At 45.5% G+C, this 8,644-nt stretch carries 7 protein-coding genes and 1 tRNA gene; 6 read left to right on the top strand and 2 right to left on the bottom strand.

What is annotated here, in order from left to right; translation table 11 throughout:
* From WBA89_RS16395 to WBA89_RS16380, 4 genes are all read left to right on the top strand, one after another.
* Positions 1 to 142: M23 family metallopeptidase (locus WBA89_RS16395; RefSeq protein ID WP_424408214.1), on the top strand; the 142-nt coding region annotated here is incomplete at its 5' end.
* 137 nt (positions 143 to 279) lie between these two features.
* Positions 280 to 352: transfer RNA gene (locus WBA89_RS16390), tRNA-Met, on the top strand.
* 118 nt (positions 353 to 470) lie between these two features.
* Positions 471 to 1,070 carry a peroxiredoxin gene (locus WBA89_RS16385; protein ID WP_424408212.1) on the top strand — a complete coding sequence of 200 codons (600 nt, stop codon included), beginning with the start codon at positions 471 to 473 and terminating at the stop codon, positions 1,068 to 1,070.
* Between the two features lie 146 nt (positions 1,071 to 1,216).
* Positions 1,217 to 1,756 (top strand): peroxiredoxin family protein, encoded by a 540-nt coding sequence (locus tag WBA89_RS16380; protein WP_424408210.1) that lies wholly within the window; start codon positions 1,217 to 1,219, stop codon positions 1,754 to 1,756.
* Positions 1,757 to 2,146: 390 nt separating this feature from the next.
* Here the strand turns inward: WBA89_RS16380 and guaD are convergent, their stop codons facing one another.
* Positions 2,147 to 3,475 (bottom strand): guanine deaminase, encoded by a 1,329-nt coding sequence (gene guaD / locus WBA89_RS16375; RefSeq protein WP_424408208.1) that lies wholly within the window; start codon positions 3,473 to 3,475, stop codon positions 2,147 to 2,149.
* A gap of 369 nt (positions 3,476 to 3,844) precedes the next feature.
* A complete protein-coding gene (locus WBA89_RS16370) occupies positions 3,845 to 4,873 on the bottom strand; it encodes a Rieske 2Fe-2S domain-containing protein (RefSeq protein ID WP_424408206.1) in 1,029 nt (342 codons plus the stop codon).
* A 305-nt stretch (positions 4,874 to 5,178) separates the two neighbouring features.
* Here WBA89_RS16370 and WBA89_RS16365 point away from each other — a divergent pair, with 305 nt between their 5' ends.
* Positions 5,179 to 5,376: a hypothetical protein gene (locus WBA89_RS16365; RefSeq protein ID WP_424408204.1), complete on the top strand. Its 198-nt coding sequence runs from the start codon at positions 5,179 to 5,181 to the stop codon at positions 5,374 to 5,376.
* Positions 5,328 to 8,644: hypothetical protein (locus WBA89_RS16360; RefSeq protein ID WP_424408202.1), on the top strand; the 3,317-nt coding region annotated here is incomplete at its 3' end. The genes WBA89_RS16365 and WBA89_RS16360, both read left to right, overlap by 49 nt.

The following is an 8,644-nucleotide window of genomic DNA, read 5'->3' as shown; positions in this document are numbered from 1 at the left end:
TCAAGGCGAACAGATTTCAGAAATGGGCAGCACCGGCTTCAGTACCGGGCCGCACTTGCACTTTGAAGTCCATCCCGCCGGATCGGGAGCTGTCAATCCAATGGCTTTTCTGCCAAAGGATGATTCCCGCGCTTCTCGCTAACGACTGGTCAGAAGTTATGGGTTTTGAATCATTATCAAAACTCATAACTTTTACTAGAAGTTATGAGAAATAATGTTTAATGAAAGCCGACACAGCTCGCCCTACCGTGCTATAATAGTAAATCGTGAAGTGAGTTTGGCTCAGTGGCGCAGTGGTTAGCGCAGGGGACTCATAAGCCCAAGGTCGCAGGTTCAAATCCCGCCTGAGCCATCATTTCATCAAAAAAACCGCGCTCTCTATTTTGAGAGCGTGATTTTTTGACAAGATACTTGTAGTCGTTATGACTATGATATATTTGTAACAGTTCGTAAAAAAGGAAACAAAATCTATGACAAGTGAATGCCTCCGGGTTGGTCAACCTGCACCCGATTTCGCAGCAACAGCCGTAGTGGATCAGGAATTCAAAACAGTTAAACTGTCAGACTACAAAGGCAAAAAGTATGTAGTCCTGTTCTTCTACCCCTTGGACTTCACCTTTGTCTGCCCGACTGAGATTACAGCATTTAGCGATCGCCATGAGGACTTCAAGAAAATCGATACCGAAATCCTCGGCGTATCCGTTGACAGCGAATTCTCTCACCTGGCTTGGATACAAACAGACCGCAAATCAGGCGGTATCGGCGACCTCAACTATCCCTTAGTTGCTGACCTCAAAAAAACAATTAGTTCCGACTACAACGTCCTAGACCCCGAAGCCGGTATTGCCCTCAGAGGTCTGTTCATTATCGACAAAGAAGGCATCATCCAACACTCTACTATCAACAATCTTGCCTTCGGCCGCAACGTGGACGAAACCCTCCGCACGCTGCAAGCTATTCAACACGTCCAGTCTCACCCCGATGAAGTTTGTCCCGCAGGCTGGCAGCCCGGTGACAAGACTATGACTCCCGATCCGGTCAAGTCTAAGGTTTTCTTCGCTGCTGTCTAACTTGAGAGTTTTGAGTTCTAGGGGCGGTGCCTGTGAGTGCCCGCCCGCTTGGTTTTGAGTTAAACAGTTTTTAATTCAAAACTCAAAACCTTCCCCCCCAATTCCCGATTCCCGATTCCCCATTCCCCATTCCCAAATTAGGAAATATGCTGACTTCTACAGATTTTAGCGGCTTGTTAAATCAGCGGTTTTTCCAAAATTTATTGCCTGTTCCCGCCACTAATGTTCTGAAGCTGGGACAGATAACTCCTGATTTTGAACTGCCGGATATTAATAATGGTAAATTGGTGCGGCTGTCGAATTATCGGGGCGATAGACCGGTAGTTCTGGCTTTTACGCGGATTTTTACTGAAAAGCAATATTGCCCTTTCTGTTTTCCTCACATTAAGGCTTTGAATGAAAGTTGGGAAAAATTTGCCGATCGCAATATAGAATTATTGATGGTTACAAGTACGGACGACCGCCAAAGCCAAATTGTGGTTAAAGATTTAGGCTTGAAAATGCCTTTGCTTTCCGATCCCGGCGTCAGAGTGTTTCGCACTTATCAAACCGGTCAAGCTTTGGGCGCTCCTTTGCCCGCTCAGTTTGTTTTGGATGAAAATGGCAAACTATTATTTAAGCATTTGTTTTCTTTCATTGACCACAATGCTAGCGCGGAAACTTTGCTGAAAGCTGTCGATAAGTAAAACAACGGAATTGTCTTGTTTTAATTGGGAGCTTTTAACCGCAGGTGCACGCAGATGTACGCCGATAGTTGGGATTGTTTAACCGATGCTCGCGGCTAATATAACGCGAGTTCGACGAGCTGGAATAATTTCACGGGGTGATATCGTTTCCGGTTGCATCGGAATGATTTAACCGGCGCTAGAACACAGAGAACACAGAGAACACAGAGACAAATGAATACAGGACGATGAAGAGAGGAATTGATATGATAAGCTGTCGGACAAATAAACATTGTATGTTCAGGGCGGGCTAGAAGCCCAACCCCTACTCCCCACAATAGTTTTATTGTTTTTTGACATACAGTTTAAATGTAAAACAGCTTAATTGTCAACGCTGGGTACTTTTCCCGTTTATTTAGCATAAACCAGTTCGCCCATAACATAGGTCGCGCAAATTGTTCGGTCGTCGCCTAACACGATCGTACTGAATAGCAGCTCGCCCAATTCTTCTATGGTAACTGGCGCAATCTGCTGATTCTTTTGCTCATTTCTAAATGCCATAACTGGAGTTGCTCGCGGATCGATCACCACAAAATCTGCTTCTTTACCCACATCAAAATTGCCGATTTTATCTTCCAGCTTGAGCGCTCTTGCTCCGCCCAGTGTTGCCAGGAACATTGCTTGAAACGGTGAAAGCTTTTGCTGCCGGAGTTGAGCCACTTTGTAAGCTTCACTGGCAGTTTGCAACAATGAAAAACTTGTTCCAGCTCCGACATCTGTAGCTAAACCAACCTTAATTGGTGCCTGCTCTGCCGTTGCCCGTTCGAGATTAAACAATCCGCTGCCCAAGAACAAATTAGAAGTCGGACAGAATGCAATCGCGGCTTTTGTCTCGGCAAGCCGATCGAATTCAGCATCGGTTAATTGAACGCAATGGGCAAAAATCGATCGCTCTCCCACCAAGCCAAATCGATCGTAAACATCCAGATAGCCCTGACTGTCTGGAAACAGTTTTTGCACCCATTCCACTTCCTTCATGTTCTCAGACAGGTGCGTGTGCAAATAGGTATCTGGAAATTCGCTTAAAAGCTGGCGGGCGCAGGTTAGCTGTTGGGGGGTTGAAGTTGGTGCAAATCGGGGCGTGACTGCATATAGCAAGCGATTTTTGCAGTGCCATTTTTCGATTAGCGCTCTGCTTTCGCAGTAAGACGACTCGGCTGTATCGCAGAGAAAATCGGGAGCATTGCGATCCATCATCACCTTGCCTGCGATCGCGCGCATATTTCTGCGATCGCATTCCTCAAACAGTGCATCTACTGATTCTGGAAATACAGCTCCCAGGACAGCGGCGGTTGTCGTACCGTTGCGTAACAGTTGGTCGATAAAAATTGGCGCAACGAGATCGCAATAGGCTTTATCTTTGAATTTATGCTCGGTTGGAAAGATATATTTCTCTAGCCATTCTAAGAGTTGTTCTCCATAGGCGGCAATAATTCCGGTTTGAGGAAAATGAATGTGCAGGTCGATGAATCCAGGCAAGAGGAGGCGATCGGGATAAGACTCGATCGCAATCCCAGCATACTGCTCTTTTAGTGACTCGTAATCACCCAGCTCTTTCACCTTGCCTTTTTCCAAAACCAGCAATCCGTCTGGAATATAGCGAACACTCTCTGATTCTGACACGTAGAACGGATCGCCAACAAAATCTAAAATTGCACTGCGAAACGCTTTCAAAGTCATCTTCCCAAACTCCTTTTACTAATAGAATTTCACTGTCATAAAAATGAATCGAGCAATGAACATCAAAGTTTGAATTTTCAATGGTTTGTCAGCAACCCGCTACCCACTCGTTCAATAATTAAGTCTGTGGCTGCTGTTGAATTCACAACCAGGATATATCCCAATATCGTTGGGTTAAGGCTATAACTCAACAAATCTATGTAAGTTGGGCCCGTGGAAGGAACCCTCCGTTTCACTCCGCCCAACATACAATTTTATATTATTACCTCTTCCTCCTGCCTCCTATATACCTGTTGGAACCGTACCTCAACTTCTGTTTTGTTCGTAGAGCGTTCCTCAAACAATAGTTTGAATATCGAGTAGCGGGAACTAAGCTGTAAACGACGGACTTAATCCCAAAGCTGCGAGTTTTTTCCGGTAGGTAATCGAACTTTTATCTCCTGCAATATGCACTTCATCTTGAAGACGGAGCGGCAAGTCTTCAGGATATTGTTCTTCGATGATTGCTTTGTCTTCTGCAAACACTCGATCGTTAAAGTCAAGCGTGTCTTGCAAGGGAGCATCTTTATCAAAGTTGCGGCAGATTGGTACAAACAGGCGAGTTTTGCGGGCAGAAACCGGACAGGCAGCATTGAGAATATGCAGTTGACCGTTAGGAAAGGTGACAGATAGCTTGGCGGTAAACGGCAGCCACAGTTCAAATAGCCGTCTCCACTTAAACCCTGACGGATTGAGATGTTTCATGTGGTGCGGATAATTGCTGACTGTGCTGAGGTAATCGGCGCGAAATCCATGCGGCAACACTTCAACGGGGTAATCCGGCACTTCGGGGTTATGCCGCTCTCCAAAGGAATCAGCGTGAATAAAGGCAAAATGACTCACATCAAGAAAGCCTTCGACTTGCCTTCCTGATGCGGCATTAATATCGACATAATTCGGCAGCACTTGTATGTAGTCTGGATCGTCCCATTCTTTGAAATCGGGGAAGTGAATATCTCCGCTGTCTGCAAGGCGAACCCAGACTAAGCCATAGCGCTCGATGGTCGGATAAGTTTTGAGTTTCAGCCTGGGTGGAATGGCGGCAGCAGGTTCAGCCGGGATACAAACGCATTGTCCAGCTTTGTTGTATCGCACTCCGTGATAGCGACAGATTAGCTCATCGTTTTCTATCGAACCCAAGCTGAGCGGCACGCCTCGATGCAAGCAGAGATCGCGAGCCGCCGTAAGTGAACCATCTGAGACTCGAAACAAGACAAGTCGCTCATCCAGCAGTTGCGCGGCGTAAGGCCGATCGACAATATCGTGAGAGAACGCCACAGGATACCAGAATGCGGCAAGTATTTTCCAGTCTGATTCATTGAAAGTACAATGACGGGGAAGTATTTCAGTAATTATCATTAATAAGTTCTTTCAAGATCGAATTACTCATCTATTAAATCTACAGGAGATACTTCTGGTTTTTTGTATTGAATTGAACATTACACAGTGAAAAAATGTATTTTAAACTAGACAGGTTAATCGAGATTTTGGTAGTTTCTGACTGCCCACTTGTGGGAGCAATGTTTGATTGAGTCAGATGATGTCCGGCAAATCACCCATAAGATAAATCAATATAAATTATTATTTCAGATCCGGTGCGGTCGATCGACCCAGATTAAAAGCCGGGGCGGGTTTTGGAGATTGGAGATTGTTGGCAGATTTTTTTGGGAAGCCGAGCCCTTGCCAGATTAGGTGCGATCGACCAGAATGATATAAATACTTATTGTGCCAATTCTCAGGGCGGAATGCGTAAAGGCTCGATCGACTGTAAATTCGGCTATACCTGGAATGTAGCTAGTACCAGTTTAAGCCGATGCCGTCTCCTAAAGGTCGATCGAGCAAAATTGAATTCAGCGTCTTAGCCTCGCACCCTGAGTTGTTGACAGGTTTAGATGCGTGGCTGCGGCTGGGCTTGATCGAGCCCGCTGAGGTTGAGCAATTGTGCCGACAATATTTAGTTTGTCCCCTGCCCGAACCCTCAAAGACGATCGCCCCTATTACTCAATCAAAAATACCCGCTCTCTCAACACAAAAAGCATTGCCCAGCACCGCTAAAAACGTTGTAGAGCGCGCAGAAACAGCTCGCACCCCTAATTTTGCGGCTCAAATCTTGCACTCGTTCATAGCCGAAATTAGCGTCGTGTGGCTGTTATTTTTAGGAGTGTTCATGGTAGTTGTCTCCTCTGGAGTCTTAGCTGCCAGTCAGTGGGAAAGATTTCCGGCTGCCGGACAATATGGAGTTTTGTTAGCTTATACTTTAACATTTTGGGCGATTAGCAGTTGGGCTAAAAAACAGGCTAATTTGCACTTGACTGCTCAAACTTTGCAAGAAGTGACGCTGTTGCTGGTGCCGATTAATTTTTGGGCGATGGACACTTTTGGATTGTGGCAATATCCCTGGAATTGGGCCGTAGCAATCGCCGCTGCACTTATTTTGACTTGGATAACGCGCGGGATTATCAAATCTCAGTATGAAAGCTTGTTGGGTAAAAACGTCACTCGATCGATCGCCCTAAATCATTTGGGATTGAGTTATTTGCACTGGGGTTGGGGATTTCTAAGCTTTTCCCTAGCTGCAGTTTATTTTGGTACTGTCGGAACTGCGGCTGCTGGTGTTTATCAAGTTCAACAACAACGCTTACAATCTGTCCGACGCGGGGGAAACGCTGAAACTACCGCCGCTGATTTGACTTCCGGCCGAGATTTTCTGACTTACAAAAAAGCTGCTTTAGTAGCCTATTCTCTAGGCATTTTACTAGGTCGGGCGATATTTGTCAAGGGCGTAGATATCGCTCAAATGGGTTTAGCTTTGGGGATTTGCGGCGTGCTTTTAGCATGGTTGGATTGGCAGCAACCTCTCGGATATCGGACTATTACAAACAATATATCCGACAACCAAAATCCCGGCAGCTTTTTTAACTGGCAATTAGCCGGAGGGGCTTTATTGGGTTTAGGCTGGCTGGTTTGTTTTCGCGAAATTCCCCTACAGGCGATCGCAGTTAGCGGATTGGCTGTGTGGTTTTTTTATAGCCGCTTAGTGCGGTTTTGGCAAAAGTTTGATTTGCTAATGCTTGAAGCGGCAGGAATTCAAACGATTTGGCTGTTTTGGCGAGTTGTTCCTTTAGGGATTAAAACACAATTTGTTGCATTTTTAACTCAGCTTACCAACTCTGGGCAAACTCCTTGGGCTTTGTGGGGTGTCTTGCTCTTGCCTTATTTAATTTTAACCGCAGGTGCGGCGCAGTGGCTCTACCGATCGCGAAAATTTCAACTTGCCCGTTTTGGTGAAAATCTTGCTCTCGGTTTGGGCAGTGTTTTAACTGTTGTTAGTTTGCTCGATCCTTTTTGGCGATCGATCAATTTATTGGTTTCTACATTAACTTTAGCTTGGATTGCTTGGAAATACGTCATCCCCGATAATTCCCGGCGATTCTCAATCCCAGATTCGGCAGTCGAGCGCCAGCGAAATCCGGCATTTTTAGTTTACCTGACTCACATTCTGGGTTTATGCGCGATCGCTTCGACAATTGACTTATTTTTGCCTAACCAAACACTCCATGTTTGGGCAGGAATTTTATTGATATTTATGGCGGCTGAATGGGGATTTTTTGTCTGGATGAAAGCCGCAAATATCCGAGAAACTTCTGCCTTTTTCCGCTGGCATCCTGCATGGTTTCAAAGTTCTTGGAATCTGGGTTTAGGATTGGCGGGATTCAGCTTTATGTTGCTCTACAGTAATTTGCAGTCTCCCTGGGGTTTGATTTGGATGGCGGCACCTTTGGCTTTGACTGCTGTTGCTAAATATACTGATTTTCCTCACAAACAAGTCGCCAGTACCTGCAGCGCGATCGCCCTAATAGTCGCACAAATTCTCATTTTGAGTTTTCCCGGATATCAGTTAATCGCTTTGGGTTTGGCTGCTGCGCTGATGTTAGTCAATACTTACTATTTGGTAGAGGTACCGGCGGCTGCAATTTGTGTCGGATTTAACTTGGGTTTTGTAGCGGCGGTAATCGATCGATTAGGTTTTGTATCTGGTTGGGCTTGGGGAATTGCTGGGGCGATCGCACTTTTGTGTCTCTGGTTGTTTCGCAGCACGATTGTTCGTGTTTCCAGCCGTTTCCCTCAGCCTTCTCGATTAGCTCAAATTTACGATCGAGCTTTAGATGGTTGGGCAATTTTGCTCGCCAGTTTGCTGTTAACAACTATTACTTTTTATTCTTTTGAACTTTACGCACGCACTACCTTCAATTTATCCGCCTCTGCTGAAGTGTTGGCTGCTACTTTGGTAATCGTGGCTGCGATTGTTTTCCGAAGTTTCCACCAACTTTCGCCTCTGGCAATTTATGCTTTGGCTTGGAGTTTGGAGTTGCTGACAGCAGTCGGTTTGAGTTTTGTCGATCGCACTGCGATTAATTTGGCTGTAGCGAATATTGCGATCGGGTTGTTTGCACAATTGATGGGCGATTGGTGGCGGCGCAATTGTGACGATCGCACAATTTTACCCAGCATTCACGTTATACCTTTGGTTTACGGGTTGTTGGGTTTGATTTTGCGATCGCAGGATTTTGCCAACTGGACTGGTTTAACTGTGTTGGGTGCGTCTTTAATTGCGATCGGCATTGGTAGGCGCGAGCAACAATTCAAACCTCTGGTTTATTTAGGATTAATTGGCATCTCAGCATCCGCTTACGAATCCCTACTATATCAACTATTGCAAACACCGGGAGGCTCTTTTGGTGACGGTTTAATTGTGCTGGCAACCCTCGGTACAACTTTAACCTATATATATCGCATTTTGTCTCCTTGGCTCAGCAACTATTTGCATTTAACTAATGCGGAGTTAAAAATATTTGCTCACCTGCACTGGGTTTTGAGCAGCGTGCTCCTGATTTTGGCTTCTAGCAACGATATTAAATCCGGGATAAATTTAGGATTAGTCACCGGAGCTTTATTAGTTCAATACGCTTTCTTGCAAGGGCGAAATAATCTCGATCGCCTGCGGGCAGAAATTTGGATTTACTTGGGCTGGCTAGAAGCCTTTGGAGTCCGGCTTTATTGGATAAATACGCCTTTAGTCAAGTACATTTCCGGGCCTCTGGGGCCGTGGAAAGTTGCTTTCGCTTCTTT

Source organism: Microcoleus sp., assembly GCF_049646505.1.
Taxonomy (GTDB): Bacteria; Cyanobacteriota; Cyanobacteriia; order Cyanobacteriales; family Microcoleaceae; genus Microcoleus.
This window is presented reverse-complemented; position numbering and strand designations above follow the sequence as displayed.

Bases quoted from the DNA above. Each gene is read 5' to 3' on its own strand.
- WBA89_RS16385 (WP_424408212.1), top strand. From the start codon at position 471: ATGACAAGTGAATGCCTCCGGGTTGGTCAACCTGCACCCGATTTCGCA.
- WBA89_RS16380 (WP_424408210.1), top strand. From the start codon at position 1,217: ATGCTGACTTCTACAGATTTTAGCGGCTTGTTAAATCAGCGGTTTTTC.
- guaD (WP_424408208.1), bottom strand. From the start codon at position 3,475: ATGACTTTGAAAGCGTTTCGCAGTGCAATTTTAGATTTTGTTGGCGAT.
- WBA89_RS16370 (WP_424408206.1), bottom strand. From the start codon at position 4,873: ATGATAATTACTGAAATACTTCCCCGTCATTGTACTTTCAATGAATCA.